The following is a 1093-nucleotide window of genomic DNA, read 5'->3' on the forward strand; positions in this document are numbered from 1 at the left end:
TATAGGAAAAATAAAGCACTTAGTATTTGGATAAAATTCCTATACAAAAGTGCTTTATAGGCATATTTTTTTCTTTAAAATAATTACCATTTAATTCAAAATCAAATTTAACTAGCACAATCCGTTAAATTAATTATATCATTAACTTTTATTCAAAAACCATTTGCAAGGCTTCAATTACTAATTTTTCAATTTTAACATTATCACGATTAGCCTTTTGCTCTATAATCTCATATAATTCATTTGGTATTCTTACTCCATTTAAAGGTTTAGTAGTTGATTTTCTTTTTTCTTTACACTCTCTTCCTTTTTTATAAATTTTTCGTACTTCTGGAATATCAGTATCTTTTATCTGAAATAAATATTGCTTTGCTTCTTCTTCACTTTTGAAACTTTTATAAATTGCTGGGTAACCTTTAACTAACTTTTCACATTCAGTCCAAGAAGTAAGTATTTTATTTTTTACTCCTTTACCATCTTTTATTGCATACCATTTCTTAGCTTTACTTTTAGTCATTGATATCACCTCTACTCATACTATCTTACTTCTTTTTATTACCTTTCTCTATAAGACGAGTAATATCTCTATGTTTTTTACTCTCTTCTGTTATAAGCTCTTGAGTAACATTTATTACTAAAACTGGTTTACAAGTAATTTTATTATTTCTATGTTTTACTTTTGCAAAAACAATATCACCTTTCTCTACAACTTCACCAGGCTTTAAAGCTTTCTTCCCTATTGTCCATGTATAAGGTTCTGGATTTATCACCATCATCTTATTCTCATCTATTTTAAAATGCATAGCTACTACTAAAGTTCTATATTGTTTCTCATCCATAATTAAATCTCCTCTACTTAAGTTATTTACTATATATTATTAATACTAAAAATTAAGCTTAAAAGGAAGTTATTTTCTAAACTTAATAAGTTTTCGTTGCTTGACACTTGCTTTCAAAGTGGTATTCTGTTAGGCATGGTAGGGGAACTTGAGAAAATAACAAAGTTTTACCTACTGTGACAAACGCAAAAAAGCCACCTACAATTAAGTAGATGGTGTTCGATAAGCGTTTGTCACAATAGATATAACTTATA

At 27.3% G+C, this 1093-nt stretch carries 2 protein-coding genes; both read right to left on the minus strand.

Translation table 11 applies throughout. The annotated features are described in order from the left end of the window. Positions 1-148: 148 nt before the first annotated feature. On the minus strand, positions 149-517 hold the full coding sequence (locus tag GBZ86_RS16140) for an RNase H1/viroplasmin domain-containing protein (RefSeq protein ID WP_152892361.1): 369 nt from the start codon (positions 515-517) through the stop codon (positions 149-151). 25 nt (positions 518-542) lie between these two features. Next, a complete protein-coding gene (locus tag GBZ86_RS16145; RefSeq protein WP_152892363.1) occupies positions 543-839 on the minus strand; it encodes a DUF5839 family protein in 297 nt (98 codons plus the stop codon). Between the last annotated feature and the right edge of the window lie 254 nt (positions 840-1093).

It is taken from the genome of Clostridium tarantellae (genome assembly GCF_009295725.1).
In the GTDB taxonomy this organism is placed as follows: Bacteria; Bacillota; Clostridia; order Clostridiales; family Clostridiaceae; genus Sarcina; species Sarcina tarantellae.

Bases quoted from the DNA above. Each gene is read 5' to 3' on its own strand.
- GBZ86_RS16145 (WP_152892363.1), bottom strand. From the start codon at position 839: ATGGATGAGAAACAATATAGAACTTTAGTAGTAGCTATGCATTTTAAA.
- GBZ86_RS16140 (WP_152892361.1), bottom strand. From the start codon at position 517: ATGACTAAAAGTAAAGCTAAGAAATGGTATGCAATAAAAGATGGTAAA.